This is a genomic window from Geobacter sp. FeAm09 (assembly GCF_008330225.1).
In the GTDB taxonomy this organism is placed as follows: Bacteria; Desulfobacterota; Desulfuromonadia; order Geobacterales; family Pseudopelobacteraceae; genus Oryzomonas.
Genome location: NZ_CP042466.1, coordinates 17,344 through 41,675, shown reverse-complemented (window position 1 = coordinate 41,675; position 24,332 = coordinate 17,344). Strand labels below are relative to the sequence as shown.

Here is a 24,332-nt window from a genome sequence, read left to right as displayed (position 1 = left end):
TACCGCCTCAGCGGCACCACCCCGGGGGAGAAATACACTTCAGCCGTCCCAGTGATCGGGACGGGTACAGCTATGGCCGCAGTGGGGATGAGCAAGGTTACTATGAGGATTGCGAGTCTCATGAGGACCTCCGGTGACTATTTATGTTGTCGCAGAGGATCTTACTCGGCGTCAACGACCCCGCCGCAAGCAACGGGGCTTGTAACTAAAGGCTTTAAGCCGCCTTCGCTACGTTTGGCCGGCTGACTTCGGCCCGACGGGCAATGTTGCCCGCCGCGATCACGTCTGCGACACCAGCATGTCCGCAGGACGTGCATAAGAACTTGGATTGGCTTTTTCTGTTCTCTTTGGCCGTATGGCCACAAGTAGGACATTCCCGGCTCGTGTTTCTTGGGTCCACCAAGGAGACTGGTATCCCCAAAACCTCTGCCTTGTACATAATGAATGCCCTGAGTTGCCCAAACGACCAGCTGTGCAACGTGGCCCGCTGGGAGCGTCTAGCCGTTATCCGGCTGCGGATGTGCGTCAGGTCTTCCAACGCGATTCCCTTGCCGGTGCCTTGCGCTCTGGCCACGATGCTTTTGCTTATGCAGTGGTTTACATCTCTGGCAAAGCGTGATTCTTTATTGCCGCGCTTCCTCCCCCACCTTACGTAAGGGGACTCCTGCGCGGGGTAGTTGACTGTGCATATTGTATTACCTCGTCAATGTCATCAAAAATTCAATGTACCCGATATATTCTGAGCCGTTGGGTGCATAGGTTCCAGTGGGGTATGAATCGGACAGCACAATTGAGGCCATGCCTGTTGGTGCTGCGGCGTTGTCCGCAAACGACTGCTGCATCGACGCTGTGGAGACTATCATACCCTCCGTGAGAATGGTTCCGGTCTGCGGTGCAGGGATGTATGTACCCCATGATGACGCCTGGTCAATATAGCACGCCCAGTATCCCGCCAGGGCAACAAACTTCACCCTTGCCGCAAGCCCCTTATCACTCACGATTGCCCCAATGAATCCTCCCGACCCATCATAAGCAAGTTCGACATTTACGTCCTGGGTCGTCCCGACAATGGGGAGGCCTGTTGTTGTGTTCTTCTGCATCATGGTGCCCTTCCACGAACCCGCCATGTTCACGGTCAACGCCGGAGTGGCCGTGCACGATCCTGCCCCCAGCGAAGCAGCACCATAAGTCATCTTGACGATGCTCAACACATTGCCGAGGATCCCCAGTTGTAGGGTCCAAGATTGCCCGTCGATCATGTTCGCCACAACACCGGAGACATTGCCGCTTTCATCCAGCACGCCGGTGAAAGTGCCCGAAAGGTTTGCCGAATAGACGTTGCCGGTCACGGTATTTGCCGCATTAATACCAACGAGGGAGAAAGTGACCGGCGTGCCCACACCAGCGCCCGTCGAGTACGTTCCCGACCAGCTCCCAGTGAAATCGCTCGCCCTCGCCACCGGCGACGTCACCGGTGTACCGGGGGTTGCCGGCGTCGCTTGAGGAGTATTTCCTCCACCACCGCCGCATCCTCCGGTAAGAGCTGCCATTAACAACGATCCGATCACTATCAGACGGTATGATCTATTCATGTGCTGCCTCCTTGTCGATATTTTGTTTTCCAGGTACTGCTGGCATGGCTTCAGCCGCATTCCAGCGCCAAGCATCCAGGTGATTCTCACCGAGCAGTTTCTCAGCTGCCTCCTCATATTGCCGCCCTCGGAACGCTCTACCATTCAGATACCTCTCCTCCAGATTCCATAGCCTGCTGTTCCTCGGCCGCGCGCTCCCTGGTCCGCTCCAATTCGTTGGACACTTCCTGTTCCACTGTCCCAGCCCGGCGTTTCAGGGCCACCAACTCGCGGATAAACTCGTCTATGCTGAAGCCTGGGTCGGGCACCAGTCCCTCTGCGACCTTCTTATATGGCTTGTAGGTGAATTTGAGCTTCGCAGCGGGAAATCCCAGGATTTTCAGATACGCTGTCAACTTTGGCAGATCCTTGATCTCGTCTGGCATGACCAGGACCCGCTTGGTGAGTTGCTCCATGGCCGACGCACCGTCGCGGCTATCGGTGATTCCGATCGACATGGTGCTCCGATGCTCCAGGACCTCCATCTCACCGATCGCCTCGCATATCTTCATCTGGGTGGCCCGTTCTCCAACCGAGAACATCACATGGGTGCCGACCGCTGACCAGAGAGTCTCCCTGTTCCGTTGGCCGTAAATTTCATCGAGTAGCTGCAGCGCCTGAAATCCAAGGATACAGATGAGCCCCTTGCTTGGCCCAAAGTTGATGGCGTCGATGAGCTTCTCGATCTTCGGCAGAATTGTGAGTTCGTCCAGAAAGTACCAGATCCTCCGGTCCAGATCGTCCGGCATCGATAGATGCGAATTGATCATCATTGAGAGGAACAGGCTCATGACCGGCTTGAGCGCCTCCTGATGCTCGGGCGTCGCCACGATGAAAATGCTGTTTGCAGGATCGGAATTGAGCCAGGCGTTGACGCTAAACGGGCCGTCCATCTTGGCCAGCAACTGAATAGGTTTGAGGAACGCAATCAGCGAGACATAGAACGAATATGCCGTATTCGATTTCGGGTTGGCCAGCATGCCGGCCGCCCGTTCCGCCCCCGGAGTCTCGCTAAGGATTCCGTGCATTCGTTCCGGGTCGAGGCAGCAGAGATTCCACAACTCCCTATTCGTCTTTTTTCCTTTGTAGAATGCATGAAGTATGAGTCCTTCCAGGACCTCTCGCGCACCCACCGCCCACATTTTGTTGTTTCCGGTCCCTTCCGGGATCAGCGCCGCGGCGATGCTTGCGATCTGCGAAACCGATGTGATGTCGTTGAAGATAGTCCACGTGAGTGACCGTTGATCGACTGCTGGCGCGAAGATTAAATCCCCGGGACGGTAATGGCTGACGATCATATCCCCCTTTGAGTCAAAAATTATCCTCGCACCGATGTCCATCACCTGATCGAGCAGTGATTTAAGTGCAACGGTTTTACCAATCCGAGGTCTCCCCACAAATGACCACGGAGAAAGTTCGTGACTTTGTGGCACCCAGCCCCCTGCCAGTTGGAGTCTGGAACCCTCCCGTCTAGTTTCCTTGGTCAGCCTATCAACGCTGACAAGCCTCGACCCACGCACATATTGATCCTCAGTACGAGACCTCATTTCCTTATGAGAGCTCCGCACCATCATCCAGTACGTGATGACCCCGGCACTCAGTCCGGCACCCAGATACCACATGAACTGCATCCAGTATTTTTTTACCGCAGCAATTACCAACAACAGCCCCGCTTCCCTATACTGTTCCGGCAGGTCGGCCACGATATGAAGTATGCGGGGAAATTGGACCTTCGGAACATTATGCTCGGCCAGTTTCCATTGCACTTGGTCTATGAAACCTACATGCGCCTCCGGTCCCAGTTCCTGAATCGGAACTGGCCGCGGCGGCTTCAAAAAGATTGCGCCGGCTCCGGCCATAATTCCGACTGAGAGAGACACAATCAGCCGGATCTTGAACCCCTGCCACCGCATCCGCATCCGGGTGGTCTGTGACAGGGTGCCGTCTATCACATTGTCGTTTCCATATCGAGCCATCTTTCCTCCTCCCTGTTATGGTCTGCCGCCGAAATCCTGAAACAGAACCTCTCGCGTTTTAGGACTATAGGTGTCGATCTTTTCTTCCACCTTTCGGCCCCAATTTGCATACCGCCGCAGATCGCCAAGTACTCCGAAAAAGACCAGGCACCCGCCGACAATTACTGTGACCAACCCCATGGCCACCGGGCCAACAAACAGCCGCCAGTTCCAGGACAGCCCCCGGAGGCGTGAGCGACAAACTTCCACGTCACGGACCGTGCCAATGATCCCCTCGCTCAATGGCCGCATAATCCCTTCCACCGCTGCCTTTATTTCAACTTGAGTCACCGCCTCCACATTCGTCTGGATCAGCCGCGGGATCTTGTTCGTCGCAAAAGTTTCGAGCTTGGTATAGGCGTCACTCAACGCCGCTTCTCCCGCCGTGCACACCTCCTTTGTTTTAGCAACCGCAGCAAGCACTTCGAGCCGCAAACGCTCCATTTCCTCCGGTTCGTTTTCACCCGGTTTCGCCTCGGCTTTCGCTTGGTTCTCTTTAAAAAGCTTTTCCAATTCATCGCTCATTGCTTTGTCCTTTCGAGGAGTATTTTCAGGATGCCAGCAATGCGATCCGTATTGGCGTTGTTCGCCTCTGCCATGTCGCCCATTTGGGCCGAAAGTGACAGCATGTTTTTCGCTATCGCTGGCATGTCTGCCAATCGCCGAACAATCTCTTCGAGATGGTCCGCGACCCTCTGTGGACCCGCATCGCTGGCCGCCATTTTTATGGCTTCTCTCACGGCGTCTGCACGATTCGTTTTTCGCCGTCCGGCGAATGCTGACAGCAACCGATCAGTCTCATCATCCAACCGCACCACAATTCGATTTGCTTTGGTCATGTTTCCCCCTGAAATTGGCGGCCAAACGGCAGCCGACAAATTACTTGATATTTCAAACTGTTAAAAACAATCGGCTGCCATTTGGCCGCCGACGCCCTCAAAACGTGGCAGCCAACATTTATTTAATGATTTTGATGTGTTGGTGCAGATTTTTGCCTTACATGGCATGCGCGAGCTTGCGTGGGGTGCCATGTTTCCCGTTGTCTGTTTTTCATCGTCAGAATGACCACTTTCCTGCCTTTGAATTTCGGTTTTGAGGTGTTGATTTTTGATGCTGCTGTCACAGATGTCGGAAGGGTTCCAAAGGGGAATAAATTCCCCTTTGGAACGTAGAGCAAAAAGCAACGCAACTCGGGTGTTCGGGTGTTGATTATGACTTCCATTCCCTGCGGTATTTTGCAGGGAATGATCGTCCACAAGTCCATAGGCCATCGGTCTGTAAGCGAAAGGCCAGCTTTCGCAGACCGATGAGGCTGTGGACCCTGTGGACGACAAGCGGTTTTCAACATCGTCAACAATGCAGCTTGAATAATGTGAACCTACAAACATCGACAATTTTGTCAGGTTATTCGGTGTTGATTTTGACTTCCATTCCCTGCATTTTTTTTGCAGGGAATGATCGTCCACAAGTCCATAGGCCATCGGGCCGTAAGCGAAAGACCGGATTTCGTGGACCGATGAGGCTGTGGACCCTGTGGACGAGAGATTTTGGGTTAGCTTTGCGACTGGAGGGAGTGAAGCTTCGAGCGTAAGTTCGCGGCCTGCCGCTTTGGGCCGTGGGCTTACGCTCGATAGAGGTTTTGCGTTCAGTGGCCGGCGCCCGCAGGGCCAAGACTCGCGGGGGCATGCGAGGCTTGGGTCGCAGACCGCCAGAACGGCCCCGAAGGGGGAACGCCCATATGCCAGTTGTGGAGCAGATAATTCAGCCATCGATTACCTCTCCACGTGGAGCCTGACATCGGCAAATTCAGCCTGACCTGCATCAGCATTCCCCGGCTCCTCAACCACAGGCCGGGGAGCCGGTCCGGTCATATCTGCCCACACCATGTACAAGTCGGCGTGCCAGCGGATGTTTCTGAATCCTTCATACGGCTCGATCGTTCCTTGCTCGATCTTCGCAAGCATGCCCTTGATCCGTTCACAGGCGTCGTTTTCAGGTTTCATTCACTGCACCTTTGACTGCACCTGCACCCGTAAGCCTTGCGACTTCGTTTGCTTCGGTCAGCATCTGCTCCACGGTAATTTTCTCATTCAGACAATCCGTCAAGAGCTGGCCTAGCCTGACCAGTTTTGCCCTCTCTTCCTCCTTCTTGGCAGCCGACGCCTTCTTGAGCATCGCTTGTGCCCGCTTCAACATTTCATCAGCCGTTGGTTTCTGCTTTGCCATGGTCTTTTCCTCCAGGTTGTTATAGGCCTACTTCCATGTCATCATGACCGTGATCATGATCATGAACAGGCTCATGTTCTTTCTCGACTGCATCAGTAATATTCAACTCCTGCTCCAGGAGCAGTTGTCGGTCGATCTGCCGGTTCGCTGATGTCTCTTGATCGGTCAGGTGCTCTAGTTCTTCCCTCTGGTCGGCCAGGGACTGTTCCGCGCTCTCCTTGAGTTCTGCAATCCGCTGTGACATGTGCTCCAGTGTGGATGTCTTGATTTGCGGATCATCGACCATCTCCAGCAGGTCTTCTTTTGAGTCCGTTATCAGTTCCAGCTCGTGGGTCATGCGTGTCATGGCCACGTAGTTTTTATTTTCAGACAGCAGCTCTGCCGGCGCGTCGGACGGCATCATTGTGATGCAGAACTCTGCGGTTACCCCCTGGGCCTTGTCGATGGTGGCCCCCTGGCCATTGGTAATGTAGGCACCTTCCATTTGAATCTTGACCAGATTGCCATGTTCAGTCAGAATCTGTGATGTCCCGTCATCATTAAACACTTGAAGATGCCCGGCGACGCTATTTTTCAGGCTGTTATTCTTCCCATATTCGCTGTTGTCATTCTTGGTCCACATGACCTTTTCGCCAATGCTGAACGGTGTCGCTTTTTCCTCAAACTGCGACAGGTCTCCTCCATGCCGACGCAGGTCGATGTCGTGCTCCCGGCCGCCCACATCCCTTACCCTGATCGTGTTGCTGCCAGTGTCACGCTCGATGATCTGCGCCTCGCTCCCTCGCCGCAGGCCTGCAACGTCATCCCGCAGGAATACCATGTTGCCCGGCTCGTACGAGGCTGCTAGCCTCTTGTCGATGCCAATGAGATTAACCGGCGTCCGGACGTTGAAGACGTGATCCTCTTCTCCGATTCTTCCACATGCCTTCTCCATGGCGCGGATTGCCTCGATCAGGTCTTTCCGGTCACGGTTGGTGACGGTCATAATCAGTGCGTCCTTGCCGGCCGCCACGTACCGCTCGGCTGCGAACTGAATTCGCTCCTCCCTATCCTTTATCTCGTAGATGTTGCCTTCGCGGTCCAAGACCGAGAAGGCGGCGCCTACGTCATGGTTCTTCAAATGCGCTGCGATCTCCTTGGTGTAGCCGGTCTTCTGCCGCTGTATTTCCTCCATACGCGAGCTCTCCACCAGCCCATGCTCCTGTAAGTCCAGGAACAATTTGCCGGCGGCAATAGCCGCTATTTGCTTGCCGTCACCTACAAGCACGATCTGGGCGTTTTCCTGAAGTGCCCGCTCCATCATGCCGTGCAAGTGACGGCTACCAACCATGGAGGCCTCGTCCACAACCCAGAGCTGCCGGCCGGTATCTTCGGTCGGCTTGGAAAGCAGGAAGGAATCTATGGTTTGGCTCGACAGCCCGGAGCTGCGCTGTAACTCGGCGGCGGCCTTACCCTGGAAGCCGAAACCCCGGGCCGTCACATCTTCCCGATCCTTCAGGGATGCGAATATCGCTGCGAAGGCCGTGGACTTCCCGGCGCCGGCGTCCCCTTGGATCAACATCAACCTTCCACTCCCGGTCAGAACATACTCAATGGACCGGGTCTGGCCGTCCGTGGCCTTGATCCCCCGGGCCGCCTCGAAGTCCTCCACCGCCGCCCGGGCAGCCTCCGGCGACATGAGCGGAGTGAAGGCCTCCCGCCCGCGTACCGCAGTTTCGGCAACCATAACTTCCATGTGCTGCATTTCGGGTGTGGAGAACCGGTCCTTACCGTAGTTGACGAATTCTCCGGCCATTCGTGCCTCTTGGAAAGCCGCTTCAAGTTCAGGCCTGGTCATTTCCCCTACCGATATCTTGACCGCCTCAGAAACGATTTTTGAGCCACTAACAACGGATTCATGTTCCACGAGGTCCGTTGTGGCCGTTTTGATGTAGTCACGGGCGGTCATTCCAGATAACTTCTGAGTGGAACCGAGTTCCTTGGCAGTGATGAGCAACTGCTCGGGGGAGGTCCCCATGGCCCTTAACTGCATGGTGTGGCCCTTGACCATTTCATCTTCAGTGACGGCAAGGTTCTTCTCAGCCTTGGTGTGGAGCTGCACGAGCTCGTTGATGTCCTTTTCGTTCAGTCCTGGTAGTTTCTGGGCCAGCACAGAGGCCAACTTGTCCGCTTCCTTGATGTCAGACCACCGCTTGCTAAACTGCTCAATCACCTCCCGGGAGACTCCGGCGATCTCCGGAACAATCATGCCACCCTTGTTGCGGGAGAGCTCTATCCCATAGCCACACTCACGAGCCAAGACCGCAACGCGGCTGTACAATTCTTGCTGATTCTCCTTCTGAGCCACGAACAACGGTCGATTCTCCAACGTTGACCAACTGCCATCTGGCCGCTGAACCATGTTTAGGTTGACCAGATGACCGTGCATGTGGACGTCGTTGGCGCGGCTAGTGCTGTGGAAGTAGAGCGCCATAACGCCCTTGCCCTTGACCAGCTCAGTTTCGCCGTCTCTGGTCTGACGGCCGTAGATGTGGCGGTCCACGTGCTGTGCCGTCTCCCGCAACGCTTCTTTGAGCCCCTCACGGAACTTCGGGTCATAGAGCGCGATCAGCGACATGGACTTTGGAAAGTCAAGAATGATGTCCGTGGCGGCGTTCTTGTGGTGGTCGGCTGGCTTGCCGACGAGTCGGTCGGTGCCGTCTGGACTCATACCGTAGAGCAGATTGGTAAACTGCTCCAGGTCCACTGTGCCGGCAAGGCCCAGGGCCTCGGCTCCGCCGCCTAGCCAGACGCCATTACCCTGGGCACCGTCGCCGAACACGGGGTCGGCCTGGTAATAGTATTCGGCCGCCTTGCCAGCCGTAATCTTCATGGGTTTCAAGTAATTCCCCCTGGGTAAAAAATTCGCGCGGGGTCGCTCCGCGACCGGTTCCGAAAAACGAACCCGCCTCCGGCGGGTCCCCACTACGGCAGGCTACGCCCGACGGCTCGCAAACCGCCGCGAGTCGTCGCCCCTTCGGGTGCCGGACGACCTGCCCACAATGTTGATAACTCGCCTGCGGTTCCTTCGTGCGCTGGAGTTACCAACAATGTGGACAGGTCTGAATGTAACCAACTGCTCTTTCGTCCACAGGGTCCACAGCCTCATCGGCCCGCGAAAGCTAGTCTTTCGCTTACGGCCCGATGGCCTATGGACTTGTGGACGATGCGGACGCTGTCCGCACACCATGGATCCCCAAAAACATCTTTTCCCGTAAAGCCCTGACGGGCCTTTACGGGGATTCTTAAGTCCCGATAAGCCCTGACGGGGCCTTTCGGGAGACCTCGCAAGCCCCAACAAGCCCCTTTAAGCCGTGTCGGAGCTTAAAGGGGCTTGTAAAGACCTGTCTTGAGGTATGTAAAAACGGGTTCAATGCCTGCCAAGCCTCGACGGGCCAACAAAGTGGCCGCAAAAAATATACATTTATGTTTATTTTTTTATTGACTTTATAAACATATTTGTTTATATTTAGTTCATGAACAGCGCCGAAATGAAAAGATGGTTGGAGAAACAAGGATGCACCTTCGAGGCAAAGAAGGGCGGTGGCGGCCATCTGATCGTGAAACTCGGCGACCGCAAGAGCGAACTGCCGATGCATGGACATGGCAGAGAGTTGAAAAAGGGCTTGGTTGAGGGTGTCAAAAAGCAACTCGGCCTGAAATAAGGAGGTGATAAGCGTGTTGGCATATCCCGTACATCTCGAACCTGCTGAAGAAGGCGGGTTTGTGGTTACTTTTCCCGACATTCCCGAGGCGATCACCGAGGGAGATGATGAAACCGAGGCTCTCGTTTGGGCACAGGACGCTCTCGAAACCATGCTGGAATCGTATATGGACGATCGGCAACGTATTCCATATCCGTCTCCGGCCAATGGACGCCCTGTTGTTGTGCTGCCGGTCGTAGCTGCCGGCAAAGTGATCCTGCACAACACCATGTTGGACGCTGGCAAAAAGAAAGCGGATCTCGCACGTATGTTGAACCTGGCTCCCACTCTGGTGGACCGACTTCTGTCTCTGCGGCACAAGAGCCGGATCGAGCAGATCGAGACAGCGTTGGCGATTTTCGGAAAGAAGCTTGTGGTTGATGTCATCTGATTTTTGTCCGCGTTTATGAGTGAAACGAATGGACAGAGCGAAGCGTTACTGTCTTTGACTGTCTCGGCCCTGTTGCCCGGCCTGCTATGTTGTAACGCGGGGTATCTCTCCCCTCGTCTCGACCTCGATGTAATCGTGTCCTAAAAACCGTCTTTTCCCAGGGGCGACCATAGCCTACGAATCCCCTCCATACAGCTATGCAGAAGCTCTTGAGCCGGGTGCTTTTTTCTGTGCTTGGCCAACACCTTCTTGATGGAGTCCTTCCAGCGAATCTGGGGGTTGTCTTGGAGAAGCGTGGTGAGTTCGAGAATATCGCCGTCCGTCTGCTGTTCCATGAGGAGCTCCACGGCCCGGGCGACTTCCAGCTTGTTCATGCCATCAACCCGTTCGCGAATCCTGTTCATTTTTCCGATCCAGATGGTCTCCGAGACAGACCGGGAGACCGCATCGACTACCTTTAGTGTCTCTTGCACGCCTGCCAGCATGGGTTCAATCGAGACTGATGTGTTGAAACCGGCTGCATAGGCGTACTCCAATGCCGCCAGCCTCTCTTCCGGGGGCGGCGCATAGGGTTCCCATAACCTGACAAGGTCTTCATCTAGAGCGCCGATGGTGAAGCGGAACAGTATCTGGTGCCTATATCGCACAAGTTGACCGATCAGGGTCCTGATGCACTCAATATGTGGTTTTGAGACGATCAGCACCTTGTTGCCAGCGGCCAACGTCTGCCGCAGTGCCTCGATGGAATGATCGAGGTAGTGTGGTGAGATATCGTGGGACGAGGGGAACATGATCACTCCAGTTCGCAGAGCTTTGATTCCGGTGGCTTTCAGTCTTATCTTCTCCGCCAACCATTCTTCACGCGAGCCGATACGTTTCAGCCTCATTTGCCTACTTCTGACGGAACAATACAGGCAGCCGTGGGCGCACCCTGTACCGATGCTGTAGGTTTCTTCGGCCCATTCTTTGGTCCCGTGGCCGCCACGGTATTTGTCAAAAGCGGAAGCCGTCTTATTCTCCATAATATGAATCCTCAATAATCGGTACACCCGAAGGGCTGTTGTCTTCTGGTGGAATCCCCAACTCTTCAGCGAATGCGCATGCGACGGCGTGCATGCAGGTGTTATTCCCCAGATGGCAATTTATGCCACCAAGATCCCTGGAGATCAGGGAGGGCTCCATGCCAGCCTGTAGAGCAGAACTGACAACGCTGGCCATGCCGTCGGCAAAGGCGGCACCGCAGCCGCCACTCTTGCCGAAGCGGAGTTTGAGCCCATGAAGACGACCGGTATCAGCATCGCGAAGAATCGTGACGTAGATCGGGCCGCATGCGGTTGGCATTTCGTAGGTGGTGCCGGGCAGGGCTTTGGGCTGTAAAGTTGCCATTCTATAGCTCGATTTGCGAAGGTGGGCCGGCAAGGAGTAAGCAGTGTCTAGGCAAATTTCGGATAACGTGTCCTATATCAGCCGTAACAGGTAACTCCTTTTTGAACATGCAGCGTCGGGCCAGCTCGTGTGTTTTTGTGTCGTTATTTGCGAAAAATGTTATGAACTGGAAGGTGTCAACGAATTTTTCGTGTTCAACAATTATTTGGGAAAGCTGATTCATTGACTGATAGATTGCGGTCAAGTTGCAATCAGCAAATAGCCGCACATCCTCCCCCCAATATCCCGCATCATCCAGGTAAATTTCTGTGCTTATAGGCATTTTTTTTACAAGGGCAACTACCATATCCTTAAAGCTTTGGCTGAGTTCGCCGTTAAATTCACCGCTGACGGTTAGAAAAACGATTGGGGGAATTACTTTGGGAATAGAGAAATTCATCATGTCGCTTGTTCGCAGGTGCAGAAAATCTGTTTCCGAAAGCCCGTCACCAATAAGGCATGTCTTTAGTGTTGAGCCCTCAGCTTCTCTCATGAAGATGATGCACGGCCCGCCGTCATAATTTTCCAGGAAGTATTTTCTGAGAAGAGATGTTTTGCCTGTACGGGGACCGCCGATTATGAGGTTATTTGACATTTAGAACTCCTTGCTAAAATGGAAATTTGTCGTTTTTTCGCATAACTGGTCAGGGCAGTATCCACACCAATCACTTTTAATTGTGGTCTGGCCTGATGTGGCCGAGTTGGGCAGAGCGATGTGCCCTTTCAAAGACAAAACAGCCAAATGATAGTTAATGAACTCTCGAAGTATCTGGTGCGAATGCGTTCCCTTTTGGGTGAATATTATAATTATCTTTTTTTGGCTGGCAGAGTTTCTACGTGAATGGATTTTGCCTTCCAGGACGATGCACTTCTTTACTAACTGAGAAGTACGTAGTTGAGTACAAATTGTAACCTTTACTTGTTCTTCTGGAGAATCAAGCACGTTTGTTATAGTTATCGCAATGCTACGCTCCGAGACATCATCAATTACCCCCTCAAATATCGAGTTATCAGTTCTGATAATCACTCGGGTTGTTTCAGTTGGCTCAAGCCGACGATGAAACCTGCGTTCCGCAAGCTGGCCTATTTCATTGACCCGGCCGTTGTCTAACGTGAATGTGACTGGGTTTCCGTCTATCTCGTAAATAAGTTGGCGGTTTTGCCTATACAGCCATTCCATCGCAGGTGGGCCAAGAAATTCATTCATCTCACTCTCCGAACATCCAAGGAACTGCCTATAAACACTAAAGTTACTGGGCATGGCCACCTCCAATCATGGAGTATGGCTTGTTGCTGCCCTGGAGCCCTTTACGGCCGCAGTCGATGTTTGCGCCATCGCGTCGACCGGTCCAGTATGCCCGCTGGCTAAGGGATTCTGTTTTGAGATCAAACGTCGTGATGCCGATCTTTTCCATCTCCGCAGCGATCAGTGCCTTCTTGACAGGCACCAACGCTTTCGTGGTGACGGGGGTTCTCATACCCTGCTCCTGGAGTTCCCGGCACACGACCTCAGTGCATCCCTGACAGTAGGATCGCCTGACCCTTATCTGCCCCTTTGGCGTCAACCTACGCTGCTGGCTTTTACGCATAAACGAGGTGGAGAGGCTTCTGATGGTCTTGAACAGATATTCAAAGGTGAAGCTCGCAATTTCATGGTCGAGATCCACGCCAATAAAACAGATGTCGCCCGTTCCGCTACAGTGGTAATAATCACAATCGAAAGCTGCCGCGACCGCTGAGGCAAGCGTGTATCCCCATGACGGCAGACGTATAAGAGTTTTGACACTGGCCATGCCGGCTGCTTTGGAATCCTCACCTCCTTCAGAGAGCAGGGACTCGTCAAGGTTATATTGAGAAAGGAGTTCCTGGGCTTTAGCTGCTGCTGCTGCCGCAGCCGCTTCGTGTTCGTTGCTACTGTTGGCCAGCTTCAGCAACTTCTTGATACGCTCGATGATCTTCTGTTTGCTCATTGTCCACCTCACATTGCTTTGCCATCACTGTACTACCCGTTCGGTTTCGTCGGTTTTGCCGAACACCAGCTCCCAGGGCTTTTCGGCAGCCGCTGTTCCATTTTTCGGTTGTGGCAAATCTGCCACTGGTTGCACTGGCCGGACATATTTGCGGACGTCTCGGACAATTCGCTCAATCTTCGCGGCGTAACGATCCCGCTTGGCAGGCGTCCGGGAGTTGTAGCAACCAACAGCACGCCAGTCATATCCGTACTGGTCGATGCACTGCCTCAGTATCCAGGCGCCGGTGCGGACGTTGGTGCAGGGATCCGCGAGGGCGTTCCAGCGGGCAGGCCCCAATGTGGCTGCCCAGGAGGAGTTGATCTGCATCACACCATAATCGAAGGTGCCATTAGCGTTCCGACCAACCGCTTTTGGGTTGAACCCGCTTTCATTCTTCGCGATGCTCCAGAGGAGGAGCGGGGAAATATCGTATTCCCGGCCCGCTTCCTCGAAGCAGAAGGCGTGGGAGAAGGCCGGGATCACCAGCATTGCCGCTATGATGATGCCTTGTGCTTTCATAGTCTCCGTTCCGTTGGTACCAGATCCACCTTGCCGGGGATAATCATCGCTTCGTCACCCGCTCGTAGAAGCCGGTGCTCGCTCTCCACCCGCCGAAAGGCATAACCACACCCCGGACATTGGAAGTAACCCGGTGGCAAGTCACCACCTATAGGAGTCCGGCAGAATTCGTCTAGGTCGGCAGCATGGCCGCATTTACAAGTCATGGTCACGCACATGCCGTCACCATGTCACCGAGTAGGTGAGGACCGACGCGGCCGTCCAGTAGGCGACCATGCGCCAGTTGTTGAGGCCTCCGCAGGCGTAGACTGCGGCCGACGCCGATTTCGGCAAACAGCAAGAAAAGGGAGAAAACGATTGTTTCATGGTCAATTGCAGTCGCCATGTGGGCCTCCTATGGTGTTGGCGTTGTTGGTGTCGAGATTCGGTACTTCGCCGCGATCTGGGCGATGGTGGCATACGCCTGGTCAAGCACAGTCCGGTCGGTTGCGGTCATGGTCACTTGGCCGGTGATCCGCTGGCAATCCGTCAGCATGGCGGAGAGGTCGTTGGACAAGTTTCCCGCCTTCCAGCTCCTGTAGGCGTACCAACATCCCGCCGCAGCGAGAATTACGATCAGCGCACCGCCTACCGATCCTTTATTGCTTCTCAATCTCCTGAACATCCGATCCTCCCCTGCCTGGTATCCCGTGTGGGTAATCTTCTTCTATCCTGGCGTCGATCCGTGCCGGCATGCCGGCCATGAATTCGTCAACCTTTTGCTTCAACTCACAGGCCATTTTCAGAACTTCCGCCGGCAAGGTCCGAGAGCCATCTTCGTATTTCTGGTAGGTGGCCGGGTGGAGGTTTAAATCAGCGGCCATCTCCCGGATGCTGAAACCGATATTGAGCCGGATTTTCCGTAGTTCGGCTTGGATACAGTTCTGCATAAAATATGCTCGTTTCGTATACTTGGCCTACGGACACAAGTCCTGTTGAGGCTTGACAGGGCTTTATGGGCCTTCGTTCAAGCTCTTTTAGGCATCGAAGGGGCTTAATAAGTCTCGTCGGGTCTTACCTGAAACTTAACGAGGCTCAACAAGGCCCGACAGTCTAAAGCTCGGTTTGGAACTGCTTGATCGCCGCAAGCAAGTCCTGCCGGCCCGAGTCCGGTACTTCCTCCGGTGCCGGCCCTCGGTCGTCTGCCATCGTTTCGCCTGCCGCCTGCCCCGGTTGCGGCAGCTGAGGCCGCCGTTCGGGGAATCTCTCGAACGGGTTGAGCGATGGTGCCGACTGGAATGCTGCGTCGAGCATAAGCCGGGCCGTGACGGAAGCCCCGCCGTGGCCAAACCGTTCGCCGTACGTTGAGAGAAACCGGTACAGAGGGTCAGTGTGTTCGAATGAGACCTTGACTGTAACTTTTGCCATGGCGCTTACCTTCCGTTCACCAGATAGCCGTAGCCTCTGACGTTGGCATATTCGGGACTGGGCGGCACGATGATCTGGCCGTCATAGGACTCGTTCAGGTACCGCTCAACGTGGTAGGCTCCGCCGCCTGCTAGGATGATAGTGTTTTCACGGTTGAGCGACGTGTCGTGGTTGGACATGAGCAGGTTCACCAATTCCTCGGTGTAGCTGGCTAAGGCCTCGTGGATTAGCGGAGCCAGATCGATCTCTTTTCCGTTGCCGCGAAATATGTTTCCTCCTTGGGCTATGTAGGCGTTCGCCTCGGGTAGGGGTATGTCGGTACCCGTCAGTGAGAGAATGCGCTTCTTGAGACGTTTGGCTGCCTCTGAGAGCCCCTTGCTTGTGTACTGCTGTGTTCCCGCCTTCGTAGGCTTCCCGTCCCGATAGGTAAGGACGATGGCCGTTCCAAAGCCGATGTCCAGAATCGTCCCTGATCCCGGGTGCTCATGGCGCGACACATGATCGGCCAGAATGCCGACCCCCTGACTCAAGACGGTTACGTCAGCAAATAGCGGCTGGAGGATCTCCTTGACCCTCCCCTCCAGGGCACGAAAATCGCCCAGTGGCAGGCCGATGGTCAACGAGGCATCTTTCAGATCCTCAACGCCGGCCAGATATGCCGCATGCCGGGTCAGAATCGGCATACGACCGACTAGCCAGGTGGTGTTCCGTTGGATGTTGCCGCCTTCGGCACCGGCCTTGATTGCCTCTATTGCGTCGTTGCCGGTGATGTAGCGCAGGCCTCCGTGTTCGTAGACCTGGGCCATGTTTTCACCGAAGTCAATCCCCCCGGCGTTGATAGGTTCCGGGATGATGATGGTTGGGAATTTTTGGGGCACGCCGTCTGATAGGAATTTCACGTCTCCAAAGCCTACGTCTGTGATCAGGTTCATTTTAGTTTCCTTTCAATTGAGAATGTTCAAATGAGTCGTTTATTGCCTCAAATACGGTCTTTAGGATTAGTTTGTGGTCCCCTTCTTCAATAAGAGTGATAACTTTATTAATTGAATTTTCGAGCAGTTGGTGTGCACGTGTTTTACTGATACTTAGCTTTTCTGCAATTTCACGCTCTGACAATTGCTTCCCATCATGATCGAGCCCAAGGGCTAATTTCAAAGCTCTCTTCTCTTGTTTTGAAAGTGCTGGAGCTCCCCACAAAAAAATTATTTTGCAGTAATCGACTTGAGAAAGTTTTTTGTTATCCCTTACATCAATTAGAATAGATTCATCGCTTGTACATAATGTAACTGGAATAGACTCTGAAAAGTTGTGTTGACGAAAGATGCTCCAAAAAGTTCTCCTGAAATCCTCAGACGAGACTTCAGGAAAGTGCACATACGCTTTAAGGGCAGCCATTAAGGCATTTTGCATGTAGTCTGCCGCCTCGTAAGCGGTAATGGCTTCTAGCCGCTTCGCATGTGAAGCGATCACCTTATTTTTTTGAACCCATCTAATTGCCACTTCCGGTTCCATGCTTACTATCTCCAGTGCTCATAGGCACCCTTGTTGCTCGCACGCGCGCGCGTGTTTTTTATAAAGGTTAAAAGACGGTTAAAAAACGGTTAGCACCTGTGGAAAACTTCATAACTTGTCAGTATCATTTTAAACTGGCTACCCCCCCGTGGGTCATAGGTCGAACTTCCGTGGGTCATAAGTCGAACTTCCGTGGGTCATAAGTCGAATCGGAAATACATATGTTGATAACTCTGTAATTCACTGTATTTACTCTAATATTCAGATGCCACGCGTGGGTCATAAGTCGAAGCCGTGGGTCATAAGTCGAATGGGCGTGGGTCATAAGTCGAATTTGTGATGCAACATTGTTAAATTGCGCGTTATTTTTTACTCCCCGTGGGTCATAAGTCGAATTGCTCCCCGTCGTATTCATCTTGCGGTTGTTGAATTTCCGAGTGCAAATTGTCATGGCTGATTTCCTTGAAAATCCTTTGGTGGTGCGGCCTTGGTGTTCGACTTATGACCCACACTTATCGGTGATTTTGTCTCGCTTGACCGTCCATAAATCACTGGAAACTTTCCAACACGCCAAGAACCCAACACCTTGAAGCTCTCCAAGTGCTTCGGACAATGTCCGCCTAAATTCTCTACGGTTGGTTCTGGTGCTACAGAGCTCCATCATGGTGTCCGTTTTCACCGGGAACGGTGCCTTGTGCGAGGACCAATACAGGAACAATTTCTTTGCGACCCCACTCCTCAGAGCGTGGTACATCTCCCACCTGATGCACGTGAGGTATTCCGAATCGAAAAGAAGCCTCATTTCTGGCTCGATCCAGACCCGCCAGACCCTCAACGGGATTACCTTCCCTTCAGACTGTGCCGAGTACTCGATTTTGCGAATCAGGGACACGTTCACGCCTTCATCAAGCCGTGACGAGATTATGGTTAGGCCTGTTGCCGCCATACGATCCAGACACGTTCTCAAACGGTCATATCCAGATCCGTTGGTCGGCCAACGGATATCATGCAAAAAGACATGAGGAACAAACTGTATGGCTTCGCCGAGTTGAACCTCGCGGGCCAAATATATGAGATGCATCCATACGGCTTCGTCATCTTGCCTCAGCTCTTCACCCTGGTAGATGATGTTGCCGTCGCCTATAACTACGACTGGCTTTTTTTTATAATTCTCTCGTGGGGTATTTCGGTTTCGGCACGTGAATAGCGCTGATCTCACGATCTCATTCGGTATCTGGCGAAACTCTGGAGCACAAAACGGCAGAAACAATTGCAATTTCAGTTGGGCTTCTTCCGCTTTCTCCTGGATCCACTTGGGCACAGCTTCTGGCGTTATTGCCGTCGGTAAATGATTTTTTTTCACGCGGCCGCTCGCTTGATTTTTGGGAGCCGTGCATTCAACAATTGAACTGTCACAGACATGGTTGGTTCAAGTATTTCAGGCGGCATGGTGTCGATCTCTTCACTAGGCCATGCCGCGAGTGTGCGGCGATTCCTTGACATCTTTTGCAGCAGCTTGGCTTTCTTTGAATCAACCCCGCGAGGGCACCCTTCGCAAGAATATGAGCGTTGCGGGCATTGCTTTGCGCTGAAACGTCCGTTGAGCCGTTCGCAAAATATGGTGTTTTTGGACAACCAGTCTTCGATGATAGCCACATCAAGCTGCTGCATTTGCTGTCTCCCGGGCTTCTGGATCTGGCTCAGCCCTCTTTTCTTGTTTTTCAAGATCGCGCCGGATGATGCCGATCACGCGGCTTAAACGTGCTTCGGCACCTGAATCCGGCTGTTTGAACTCGAAACTAATTTTCATTCGGAGATGTCTCCACATCCATATAATCTTGACCGCTTGCTAGAAATATGAGATTCCGTGCTTCTCTTCGACTTCCGGCCTCCACCACGACCGATTGAAATAGCCTCGCGCCATCTCCCGTTCGTCGCTGCCGCCCGAGTTGTACCCGTCCTGCCGCGGATCAGTGGCATAGTTGACGATGCCGCACACGTCGCCGATAAAGCTCCGCAGGGCAACAGCAGGTGTCAGGTTGTACTGTTCGCAGAGGAGGAGAAATTCGTCAGGAAGGTCGATGTTGACGGTGCGCAGCTCATCATAGCGGGCTTTGCGGGCGGTCTCTTTTTCCTCCAAGAGGCAATAAATATCTTCGTAGTCGTATAACCACTTATCTTCCCGAACAACATGCCGAAGGGTTTTTAGATCTTCTTTCGTGATCCTGTTGGGGCCATCACCATAGATGAAGTCAATTTTGTCGGCCGCTACCAGCACGGTGTCGCAATTAGGCAGGTCATAGCCGATTTGCTCAATATTCCCCAGGCTGTCCATTTTGAGGTATTCCAGGTCGCCATCAACCTCGATGACTACAATCACGTTCGGCGCCAAAGCGCGGGCCTGTTGCGTGGCTGCCTGATCTACATGGACGCCTTCCTTCACCATCCGCTCGACCATGCCGTCGAAAAGTTGCACAGGAATAAAAGGCAGCATGTTTTCAGCTACGTATGCCGTATCTTTCCAGACTTCGAGCATCTCTTGGATGATCTTCATGTGCTTTTCCATCACAGCGCTCCTTTAGCCTCGTATCTAACTCTCTACAGGGGTGGCGACACACTCAGCCCAAAACGAGACTTTCAATAGAATTGGCAATGTGTTAATGGTTTTTACTTTTACGCTGGTGGACCAGCAATCCTTCATGCTCAAGGGCATTCTCAATCTGCCCATACACCCCCTGACCCGGCGTGCCGTCCAATTTGCCGTGCAGGTATCTTGTCATCGTGTTTTTATTGATTCCGTGCTTGCGTGCGAGTTTTGCTACGTTTATGCAGCGATCGGAACAGCGATCGCGAGTTGCGGCAAAATCAACATCTTTCATTCCGTTTTCTCCGGTTTTCTGGTAATAAGCAGGTGCGTATATATGATGATGCATAATCAATAGAGTAAATAATCTCTACTGTCAAGAGATAATTTACTCTGGGTATTCTTCTATGACACCTGGAGAGAGACTTAAAATTGTACGAGAAGGGCTGAGCCTCACGCAGGGCCAGCTCGGGGAATCTCTTGGCTTTAAGTGGACGAAAGTCAAAGATATCGAACTGGGGAAGCAACGACTAACGCCAGAGGCTGCCCTTGCCATAGAGAAAATTTACTCTGTTAATTTCAAATGGCTACTTGTTGGCGAGGGTAACATGGAGCGCCGACAACCGACGCAAGCGGCTCCAGAAAACCTCACTCCACTCCCCCCAGAAGATCTCTCAGAGATGAGCATTCGGTTTCTCCAATTACCGTCGCTGCTGGACCTGACCGATGAAGAGTTTTGCGCGAAAATTGAGATGGATATGATTGAGTTGGATAGGATCAGGGCAGGCCGCCCGGTACCAGGGCTGGTTACGCGGGCGGTAGCGTTCGAGTATGGAATTCGTATGCGATGGTTGAAACTTGGTGAAATCCCGTTCAGGAACCCGTCAGGAGCACCAGATCATCTGGCCCAGGACCTGTTTGGGGTAATCGAACTTGCCCACCTGAAAAAAGGCCCTGCAGAGGGTTAATCCAACAACTCGTCTATTAGCTTGTCCAGCGCCTCGTCAGACATTCCGGAGATATTGTCCCGGATGCCTATGAGGATCGGCCGAACATATCCTGGATTGATCAGGTGCAATAACAGGATAAGTAGTTTTGCCGGTGGCATATACCCCAAAAGGTTATCGACCTTGCTCCTGATCACTCGGAATGCCAGGGCATCTTTCAGGGCGTTATACTGCTGATACTGATTCAATTTCTTCTCCTCCTGTGTGTGGTATGCCGTGTATGTGGCGCCATGATCATTGTACACACAGACTAAGATATCAATCACTTGAGATTAATTCCGAACTTCAAGCCATGAAGACACCTTATATAAGATACCGGAGAGACTTTTAAATTGTGACTATGAACGTTGGTATTTGGATACGGGTTTCAACAGAGGACCAAGCAAGGGGCGAATCGCCTGAGCATCATGAGGCTCGAGCGCGGATGTATGCTGAACTGAAAGGATGGACCGTTGTTGAGCGCTACGACCTGTCCGGGGTCTCCGGCAAGGATGTTTTGGAACATGGCGAAGCCCAAAGAATGCTCGCCGACATCTCTTCCGGCAAAATAAAGTCTCTGATATTCTCTAAAATCCCCCGGCTTGCCCGCAATACCCGACAGTTACTCGAAATTGCCGATTATTTTCAAAAGTATGATGCCAACCTAGTCAGCCTCGAAGAAAATATCGACACATCCTCACCCGCAGGCAGACTCCTATATACGCTGACGAGCGCATTAGCCCAGTGGGAACGAGAAGAGATATCTGCTCGCGTGGCAGCATCTATTCCCATCCGGGCCAAACTTGGCAAACATATAGGAGGGAAGGGCCCCTTTGGTTATCATTGGGTAGAAAAACAATTAGTCCCTAATCCCGAAGAATCGCCTGTTGTTAAAAGGGCATACCAAATTTTTCTTGAAACCGGCAAATTACTAACCACGTGCAATCGACTTCAGGAAGAAGGGCTTTATTCTCGCAACAAAAAGATATTTAAGCCTACAGCCCTTAAACGTCTGCTTTCCGACACGATCTATAAGGGATTACGCAGAGCTAATTACGCCAAAAGCCTCGGCAACAAGAGAAATTGGGTACTTAAGCCGGAAGAGGATTGGGTTTTTGTAAACGTTCAGCCCCTTGTATCTGAAGAAGAATGGACCGCAGTGAGTAAGATATTTGAGGAGACCGCAGGCCGTTATTCATCCACCAAGACGATACCAAAAGTCGGCAGGTTTCTCTTTTCCGGGATCTTGAAGTGTCGATGCGGCACAAAGCTCTACGTTGCCCCGTATCCTGCCATGAAAATTCCACGCTATGCATGCAAAAAATGCCGCATGAGAATAAATGAGGATGTCATTGCAGATAATTTGAAAATTGCTTTAAAGCAAATCGTTATTACGCCAGATCAACTTGGACCTGATAAAGATTTAAAGAAGGAACTTAAAGACAAGCACGAGCTATTGGAGCACCTGAGAAAAGAGCAGAAGAGCGTAAATAAAAAAATTGATGCTCTAGTCGATTTGTATAGTAAAGAAGCAATCGATCAAAGCGGTTTCAAAACCCGATACGAACCACTGAAGGCACGGATTGAGAATGTGTCTCTGGAAATCCCCCGTCTTCAAGCAGAAATGGATTTCATCAAAACGAATGAAATAGGTAAAACATTCATAATTGAAAAGGCAACAACACTGGCAACACTTTGGGATACGCTCAGTTATGAGGCTCGTCGGCAGGTTGTGAAGGAACTTGTGGAGAGGATCGATGTCTCCGAAGATTCACTGCACTTCGTGTTTTACTATATCTCTTCCTTTGAGTCAGTAGAGAAAGGTTCACACAACTTCAGGGGTTCATGGCCGCGACCAGCATTACCCGGGAGGGATAGGTCAGGGTCAGAAGGGAGCGGGAGATGGTGACGCGGCCGTCTTCCAGCGGCTGGCGCAGCACCTCCAGGACGTTTTTTTTGAATTCGGGCAACTCGTCCAGAAACAGGACGCCGTTGTGGGCCAGGGAGACCTCCCCCGGCTTGGGCGTGGTGCCGCCGCCGATCAGGCCGACGTCGGAGATGGTATGGTGCGGGGAACGAAACGGCCGGGCCGCCAGGAGCGCCCGGCCGCTCTCCAGCATGCCGCTGACGCTGAAGATCTTGGTGGTCTCGATGGCCTCGTCAAACGACATGCGCGGCAGAATGGTGGGGATGCGGCGGGCCAGCATGGTCTTGCCCGACCCTGGAGGGCCGATCATGAGGATATTGTGTCCGCCGCTGGCGGCGACTTCGAGGGCCCGCTTGGCGTGTTCCTGCCCCTTGACCTCGCTGAAGTCTTCGCCATATTCGCAACCGCTGGTGAAGAGGGATTGGAGGTCCACCGCAAAGGGGTCGATCCCGTCACGGCCATTGAGGAATTCCACCACCTGGGAAAGGGCGGTGGCGGCAATGATGTCGATTCCCTCCACCACCGCAGCTTCGGACGCGTTCTCCGCGGGCAGGATGACGCCGGCCAGGCCGGCTCGCTTGGCGGCGACCGCCATGGAAAGGGCGCCGCGGATCGCCTTGAGGCCGCCATCCAGGGAGAGCTCCCCCAAAAGCAGGTACTCCCGCAGGCGGGGCGTCTTCACCACGCCGGTCGCCGCCAGGATGCCGATGGAGATGGGGAGGTCGAAGGCCGCCCCTTCCTTCTTGATGTCGGCCGGCGCCAGATTGGCGGTGATGCGCCGGGCCGGGAAATCGTAGCCCGAGTTCTTGAGGGCCGCCTTGACCCGGTCCTTGCTCTCCTTGACGGCGCCGTCGGGCAGGCCGACCGTGGCAAAGGCGGGCAGGCCGGGGGCCAGATCCACCTCCACATCCACAAGCAGGGCATCGATCCCGATCAGGGCGCTGCTGAGGACTTTGGCAAGCATATCTCACCTCTCAATCCATGGTACCCGGGAATCGTCCGGCAGCGGGGCCTTCGCGGATACGTCGTCAGAATGCGGATGATACCAGGGTCAGCGAGTCCAGAACGGCGGTGCTTACGTATCAACTATGTCAAGAGGTGTTCAGAGCGGCAAGGAAAGCCCCGGTTATGGCGGCGTCAGCATAATGAAGCCCATCTGCCTGCCCGTATCCCCACTATCCCGGCGGTAGGAGAAGAACAGGTCCTTCCGGCAGCAGACGCACATATCGGAGACCTGTATCCCGGCGGCCGGCACGCCGGCGGTCAGGAGCAGGTCCCGGTTGGCGGCGGCCATATCGAGCAGCCACGTGCCCTCGCCGCGGGCCTCGGCAAAGGAGTTCCAGGGCATCCCGTTCTGGAGAAAGGCCTGCCTGACCGGAGCATCCACCTCGTAGCAGCATTTGCCGATGCTGGGGCCGATGGCGGCCTGCAACTCTTTGGGATCGCTGCCGAAGAGCGAACCCATCCCGGCCACTGTTTTGGCAACCAGTTTGGCCGCGGTGCCCTGCCAGCCGGCATGGACCGCAGCCACAACCCTGTTGCGGGGATCGCAGAGGAGGATCGGCACGCAGTCGGCCACGCAGATGCCGATCATGACGCCGGGCTGATTGGTGATGATGGCGTCGCTCTCCACGCTCAAGAAGTGGCTGTAATCCTCGTTGGGTTCGTCGATTACCAGGATATCGGTGCCGTGCACCTGCCGCACGCTGACCAGGGCCTCCTGGTTGACGCCGAACGTGCGGGTCAGGATGCTGCGGTTACCCTCGACGTTGAACGGTTGGTCCTGGGTGTTCATCCCCAGGTTGAGCGAATTGTAGGGGGGACGGGATACCCCCTCGTGGCGGGTGGTAAACCCCTGAACCGATCCGGGTGAACCGGCAAAATCGACGGCAACGTAGTGGATGCGCCCCGTGCGCTTGATCTGCATGCGTGCTCCTTCTGAAAAATCTTTTGC

At 53.6% G+C, this 24,332-nt stretch carries 31 protein-coding genes and 1 pseudogene; 4 read left to right on the top strand and 28 right to left on the bottom strand.

All coding sequences use genetic code 11. The features are described 5' to 3' along the window. Positions 1-214: 214 nt before the first annotated feature. From FO488_RS20515 to mobF, 9 genes are all read right to left on the bottom strand, one after another. On the bottom strand, positions 215-691 hold the full coding sequence (locus tag FO488_RS20515) for an RNA-guided endonuclease TnpB family protein (protein ID WP_205743392.1): 477 nt from the start codon (positions 689-691) through the stop codon (positions 215-217). Positions 692-695: 4 nt separating this feature from the next. Then, positions 696-1,592, bottom strand: a complete 897-nt coding sequence (locus FO488_RS00240; protein WP_149208682.1) for a hypothetical protein — start codon at positions 1,590-1,592, stop codon at positions 696-698. A 137-nt stretch (positions 1,593-1,729) separates the two neighbouring features. Beyond that, the gene (locus FO488_RS00235) at positions 1,730-3,607 is read right to left on the bottom strand and encodes a type IV secretion system DNA-binding domain-containing protein (RefSeq protein WP_149208681.1); all 1,878 of its coding nucleotides are present in this window, start codon (positions 3,605-3,607) and stop codon (positions 1,730-1,732) included. 15 nt (positions 3,608-3,622) lie between these two features. Beyond that, positions 3,623-4,171 carry a hypothetical protein gene (locus FO488_RS00230; RefSeq protein WP_149208680.1) on the bottom strand — a complete coding sequence of 183 codons (549 nt, stop codon included), beginning with the start codon at positions 4,169-4,171 and terminating at the stop codon, positions 3,623-3,625. Continuing rightward, complete coding sequence (locus FO488_RS00225; protein ID WP_149208679.1) at positions 4,168-4,485, bottom strand: ribbon-helix-helix protein, CopG family; 318 nt, start codon at positions 4,483-4,485, stop codon at positions 4,168-4,170. The genes FO488_RS00230 and FO488_RS00225 overlap by 4 nt, the downstream gene beginning before the upstream one ends. 60 nt (positions 4,486-4,545) lie before the next feature. After that, positions 4,546-5,112: a hypothetical protein gene (locus FO488_RS00220; RefSeq protein ID WP_149208678.1), complete on the bottom strand. Its 567-nt coding sequence runs from the start codon at positions 5,110-5,112 to the stop codon at positions 4,546-4,548. Positions 5,113-5,418: 306 nt separating this feature from the next. Beyond that, positions 5,419-5,649, bottom strand: coding sequence for a hypothetical protein (locus FO488_RS00215; protein WP_149208677.1), 231 nt, complete (start codon positions 5,647-5,649; stop codon positions 5,419-5,421). Beyond that, a complete protein-coding gene (locus FO488_RS00210) occupies positions 5,639-5,872 on the bottom strand; it encodes a hypothetical protein (protein WP_149208676.1) in 234 nt (77 codons plus the stop codon). Before FO488_RS00210 ends, FO488_RS00215 begins: the two co-directional genes overlap by 11 nt. Positions 5,873-5,891: 19 nt before the next feature. Beyond that, complete coding sequence (gene mobF / locus FO488_RS00205) at positions 5,892-8,744, bottom strand: MobF family relaxase (RefSeq protein ID WP_240732294.1); 2,853 nt, start codon at positions 8,742-8,744, stop codon at positions 5,892-5,894. Positions 8,745-9,387: 643 nt separating this feature from the next. On the opposite strand from mobF, the gene FO488_RS00200 reads away from it, so the two are divergent. Together FO488_RS00200 and FO488_RS00195 are read left to right on the top strand one after the other, a co-directional pair. Continuing rightward, positions 9,388-9,576 (top strand): type II toxin-antitoxin system HicA family toxin, encoded by a 189-nt coding sequence (locus FO488_RS00200; protein ID WP_149208674.1) that lies wholly within the window; start codon positions 9,388-9,390, stop codon positions 9,574-9,576. A 13-nt stretch (positions 9,577-9,589) separates the two neighbouring features. Then, positions 9,590-10,006 (top strand): type II toxin-antitoxin system HicB family antitoxin, encoded by a 417-nt coding sequence (locus FO488_RS00195; protein ID WP_149208673.1) that lies wholly within the window; start codon positions 9,590-9,592, stop codon positions 10,004-10,006. A gap of 140 nt (positions 10,007-10,146) precedes the next feature. On the opposite strand, the gene FO488_RS00190 is transcribed toward FO488_RS00195, so the two are convergent. From FO488_RS00190 to FO488_RS00125, 16 genes are all read right to left on the bottom strand, one after another. Continuing rightward, positions 10,147-11,028, bottom strand: a complete 882-nt coding sequence (locus FO488_RS00190; protein WP_149208672.1) for a radical SAM protein — start codon at positions 11,026-11,028, stop codon at positions 10,147-10,149. Continuing rightward, positions 11,018-11,392 carry a TSCPD domain-containing protein gene (locus FO488_RS00185; protein ID WP_149208671.1) on the bottom strand — a complete coding sequence of 125 codons (375 nt, stop codon included), beginning with the start codon at positions 11,390-11,392 and terminating at the stop codon, positions 11,018-11,020. Before FO488_RS00185 ends, FO488_RS00190 begins: the two co-directional genes overlap by 11 nt. A 1-nt stretch (position 11,393) precedes the next feature. Beyond that, the gene (locus FO488_RS00180) at positions 11,394-12,026 is read right to left on the bottom strand and encodes a hypothetical protein (RefSeq protein WP_149208670.1); all 633 of its coding nucleotides are present in this window, start codon (positions 12,024-12,026) and stop codon (positions 11,394-11,396) included. Then, complete coding sequence (locus FO488_RS00175) at positions 12,027-12,638, bottom strand: hypothetical protein (protein ID WP_149208669.1); 612 nt, start codon at positions 12,636-12,638, stop codon at positions 12,027-12,029. A 43-nt stretch (positions 12,639-12,681) separates the two neighbouring features. Next, the gene (locus tag FO488_RS00170; protein ID WP_149208668.1) at positions 12,682-13,401 is read right to left on the bottom strand and encodes a DUF2786 domain-containing protein; all 720 of its coding nucleotides are present in this window, start codon (positions 13,399-13,401) and stop codon (positions 12,682-12,684) included. 24 nt (positions 13,402-13,425) lie between these two features. After that, on the bottom strand, positions 13,426-13,962 hold the full coding sequence (locus tag FO488_RS00165) for a lytic transglycosylase domain-containing protein (protein WP_149208667.1): 537 nt from the start codon (positions 13,960-13,962) through the stop codon (positions 13,426-13,428). Positions 13,963-14,356: 394 nt separating this feature from the next. Further along, complete coding sequence (locus tag FO488_RS19225; RefSeq protein ID WP_168205806.1) at positions 14,357-14,518, bottom strand: hypothetical protein; 162 nt, start codon at positions 14,516-14,518, stop codon at positions 14,357-14,359. A gap of 82 nt (positions 14,519-14,600) precedes the next feature. Continuing rightward, positions 14,601-14,891 (bottom strand): helix-turn-helix domain-containing protein, encoded by a 291-nt coding sequence (locus FO488_RS00160; RefSeq protein WP_149208666.1) that lies wholly within the window; start codon positions 14,889-14,891, stop codon positions 14,601-14,603. A 163-nt stretch (positions 14,892-15,054) separates the two neighbouring features. Then, entirely contained in the window at positions 15,055-15,369 is a 315-nt protein-coding gene (locus FO488_RS00155) for a hypothetical protein (RefSeq protein WP_149208665.1), read from the bottom strand. Positions 15,370-15,374: 5 nt separating this feature from the next. Beyond that, positions 15,375-16,301: a ParM/StbA family protein gene (locus FO488_RS00150; RefSeq protein WP_149208664.1), complete on the bottom strand. Its 927-nt coding sequence runs from the start codon at positions 16,299-16,301 to the stop codon at positions 15,375-15,377. Between the two features lies 1 nt (position 16,302). After that, positions 16,303-16,881, bottom strand: coding sequence for a hypothetical protein (locus FO488_RS00145; RefSeq protein WP_149208663.1), 579 nt, complete (start codon positions 16,879-16,881; stop codon positions 16,303-16,305). Positions 16,882-17,380: 499 nt separating this feature from the next. Beyond that, positions 17,381-18,244, bottom strand: coding sequence for a plasmid replication initiator TrfA (trfA, locus tag FO488_RS00140; RefSeq protein WP_168205805.1), 864 nt, complete (start codon positions 18,242-18,244; stop codon positions 17,381-17,383). Continuing rightward, positions 18,241-18,552, bottom strand: coding sequence for a hypothetical protein (locus FO488_RS00135; RefSeq protein WP_149208661.1), 312 nt, complete (start codon positions 18,550-18,552; stop codon positions 18,241-18,243). Before FO488_RS00135 ends, trfA begins: the two co-directional genes overlap by 4 nt. Next, positions 18,539-18,691, bottom strand: coding sequence for a hypothetical protein (locus FO488_RS19220; RefSeq protein ID WP_168205804.1), 153 nt, complete (start codon positions 18,689-18,691; stop codon positions 18,539-18,541). Before FO488_RS19220 ends, FO488_RS00135 begins: the two co-directional genes overlap by 14 nt. A gap of 39 nt (positions 18,692-18,730) precedes the next feature. Further along, positions 18,731-19,447 (bottom strand): hypothetical protein, encoded by a 717-nt coding sequence (locus tag FO488_RS00130; protein WP_149208660.1) that lies wholly within the window; start codon positions 19,445-19,447, stop codon positions 18,731-18,733. A 91-nt stretch (positions 19,448-19,538) separates the two neighbouring features. Further along, complete coding sequence (locus FO488_RS00125; RefSeq protein WP_149208659.1) at positions 19,539-19,760, bottom strand: helix-turn-helix domain-containing protein; 222 nt, start codon at positions 19,758-19,760, stop codon at positions 19,539-19,541. A 112-nt stretch (positions 19,761-19,872) separates the two neighbouring features. Between FO488_RS00125 and FO488_RS00120 the strand changes: the two genes are divergently transcribed. Beyond that, positions 19,873-20,433, top strand: a complete 561-nt coding sequence (locus FO488_RS00120; RefSeq protein WP_149208658.1) for a helix-turn-helix transcriptional regulator — start codon at positions 19,873-19,875, stop codon at positions 20,431-20,433. On the opposite strand, the gene FO488_RS00115 is transcribed toward FO488_RS00120, so the two are convergent. Next, complete coding sequence (locus tag FO488_RS00115) at positions 20,430-20,660, bottom strand: hypothetical protein (protein ID WP_149208657.1); 231 nt, start codon at positions 20,658-20,660, stop codon at positions 20,430-20,432. The two genes, FO488_RS00120 and FO488_RS00115, sit on opposite strands and share 4 nt — an antisense overlap. Positions 20,661-20,812: 152 nt before the next feature. Here FO488_RS00115 and FO488_RS00110 point away from each other — a divergent pair, with 152 nt between their 5' ends. Next, positions 20,813-22,360: a recombinase family protein gene (locus FO488_RS00110; RefSeq protein ID WP_149208656.1), complete on the top strand. Its 1,548-nt coding sequence runs from the start codon at positions 20,813-20,815 to the stop codon at positions 22,358-22,360. Here the strand turns inward: FO488_RS00110 and FO488_RS00105 are convergent. After that, positions 22,290-23,342 (bottom strand): annotated as a pseudogene (locus tag FO488_RS00105) (YifB family Mg chelatase-like AAA ATPase); the annotation flags it as partial. The gene FO488_RS00110 and the pseudogene FO488_RS00105 overlap by 71 nt on opposite strands. 162 nt (positions 23,343-23,504) lie before the next feature. After that, the gene (gene pgeF, locus FO488_RS00100; RefSeq protein WP_149208654.1) at positions 23,505-24,305 is read right to left on the bottom strand and encodes a peptidoglycan editing factor PgeF; all 801 of its coding nucleotides are present in this window, start codon (positions 24,303-24,305) and stop codon (positions 23,505-23,507) included. Positions 24,306-24,332 lie beyond the last annotated feature (27 nt).

Excerpts from the sequence above, each read along its gene's own strand:
- FO488_RS00240 (WP_149208682.1), bottom strand. The coding sequence starts at position 1,592 with ATGAATAGATCATACCGTCTGATAGTGATCGGATCGTTGTTAATGGCA.
- FO488_RS00235 (WP_149208681.1), bottom strand. The coding sequence starts at position 3,607 with ATGGCTCGATATGGAAACGACAATGTGATAGACGGCACCCTGTCACAG.
- FO488_RS00230 (WP_149208680.1), bottom strand. The coding sequence starts at position 4,171 with ATGAGCGATGAATTGGAAAAGCTTTTTAAAGAGAACCAAGCGAAAGCC.
- FO488_RS00225 (WP_149208679.1), bottom strand. The coding sequence starts at position 4,485 with ATGACCAAAGCAAATCGAATTGTGGTGCGGTTGGATGATGAGACTGAT.
- FO488_RS00215 (WP_149208677.1), bottom strand. The coding sequence starts at position 5,649 with ATGAAACCTGAAAACGACGCCTGTGAACGGATCAAGGGCATGCTTGCG.
- FO488_RS00210 (WP_149208676.1), bottom strand. The coding sequence starts at position 5,872 with ATGGCAAAGCAGAAACCAACGGCTGATGAAATGTTGAAGCGGGCACAA.
- mobF (WP_240732294.1), bottom strand. The coding sequence starts at position 8,744 with ATGAAGATTACGGCTGGCAAGGCGGCCGAATACTATTACCAGGCCGAC.
- FO488_RS00200 (WP_149208674.1), top strand. The coding sequence starts at position 9,388 with ATGAACAGCGCCGAAATGAAAAGATGGTTGGAGAAACAAGGATGCACC.
- FO488_RS00190 (WP_149208672.1), bottom strand. The coding sequence starts at position 11,028 with ATGGAGAATAAGACGGCTTCCGCTTTTGACAAATACCGTGGCGGCCAC.
- FO488_RS00185 (WP_149208671.1), bottom strand. The coding sequence starts at position 11,392 with ATGGCAACTTTACAGCCCAAAGCCCTGCCCGGCACCACCTACGAAATG.
- FO488_RS00180 (WP_149208670.1), bottom strand. The coding sequence starts at position 12,026 with ATGTCAAATAACCTCATAATCGGCGGTCCCCGTACAGGCAAAACATCT.
- FO488_RS00175 (WP_149208669.1), bottom strand. The coding sequence starts at position 12,638 with ATGAATGAATTTCTTGGCCCACCTGCGATGGAATGGCTGTATAGGCAA.
- FO488_RS00170 (WP_149208668.1), bottom strand. The coding sequence starts at position 13,401 with ATGAGCAAACAGAAGATCATCGAGCGTATCAAGAAGTTGCTGAAGCTG.
- FO488_RS00165 (WP_149208667.1), bottom strand. The coding sequence starts at position 13,962 with ATGAAAGCACAAGGCATCATCATAGCGGCAATGCTGGTGATCCCGGCC.
- FO488_RS00160 (WP_149208666.1), bottom strand. The coding sequence starts at position 14,891 with ATGCAGAACTGTATCCAAGCCGAACTACGGAAAATCCGGCTCAATATC.
- FO488_RS00155 (WP_149208665.1), bottom strand. The coding sequence starts at position 15,369 with ATGGCAAAAGTTACAGTCAAGGTCTCATTCGAACACACTGACCCTCTG.
- FO488_RS00150 (WP_149208664.1), bottom strand. The coding sequence starts at position 16,301 with ATGAACCTGATCACAGACGTAGGCTTTGGAGACGTGAAATTCCTATCA.
- FO488_RS00145 (WP_149208663.1), bottom strand. The coding sequence starts at position 16,881 with ATGGAACCGGAAGTGGCAATTAGATGGGTTCAAAAAAATAAGGTGATC.
- FO488_RS00135 (WP_149208661.1), bottom strand. The coding sequence starts at position 18,552 with ATGCAGCAGCTTGATGTGGCTATCATCGAAGACTGGTTGTCCAAAAAC.
- FO488_RS19220 (WP_168205804.1), bottom strand. The coding sequence starts at position 18,691 with ATGAAAATTAGTTTCGAGTTCAAACAGCCGGATTCAGGTGCCGAAGCA.
- FO488_RS00130 (WP_149208660.1), bottom strand. The coding sequence starts at position 19,447 with ATGGAAAAGCACATGAAGATCATCCAAGAGATGCTCGAAGTCTGGAAA.
- FO488_RS00125 (WP_149208659.1), bottom strand. The coding sequence starts at position 19,760 with ATGAAAGATGTTGATTTTGCCGCAACTCGCGATCGCTGTTCCGATCGC.
- FO488_RS00120 (WP_149208658.1), top strand. The coding sequence starts at position 19,873 with ATGACACCTGGAGAGAGACTTAAAATTGTACGAGAAGGGCTGAGCCTC.
- FO488_RS00110 (WP_149208656.1), top strand. The coding sequence starts at position 20,813 with ATGAACGTTGGTATTTGGATACGGGTTTCAACAGAGGACCAAGCAAGG.
- pgeF (WP_149208654.1), bottom strand. The coding sequence starts at position 24,305 with ATGCAGATCAAGCGCACGGGGCGCATCCACTACGTTGCCGTCGATTTT.